Below are 357 nucleotides of genomic sequence, written 5' to 3' on the forward strand. Positions count from 1 at the left end.
CGGCGGCGGGGGTCGGGGCTGCTCTGGGGTGTGGGCGGCGCGCTGGTGGCTTCCGTGGTGTGGGCGGCGGTGGTGTTCGCGTACGGGATCGGTGGCGACCGGAAGCCGGACCTGCACGGGTACCGCGTGGAGTCCGACTCCTGCGCCGCGATCGAGCTGAAGGCGCTCGCCGAGGTGGTGGGAGCGACGGAGTCCGAGCCGGCGGCGACCGAACTGGACGGGATCGAGCACCCGGCCCTCCACCGCATCAGGTGCACCGTCATCCTCACCCCGGCGGACGTCGCTGCGCAGGGCGGCGAGGACGGGGCGAAGTGGTCCACGACCTACCAGGCGTCCGTCACGGCCGAACTGCACAAG

1 protein-coding gene is annotated in these 357 nt (G+C 73.1%); it reads left to right on the forward strand.

Going from position 1 to position 357, the window contains the following annotated elements:
* On the forward strand, positions 1-357 hold a 357-nt coding region (locus tag AB0C16_RS41040), incomplete at both ends, for a hypothetical protein (protein WP_357691640.1).

Origin of the sequence: Nonomuraea sp. NPDC048916 (assembly GCF_040649575.1) — a bacterium.
Lineage (GTDB): Bacteria > Actinomycetota > Actinomycetes > Streptosporangiales > Streptosporangiaceae > Nonomuraea.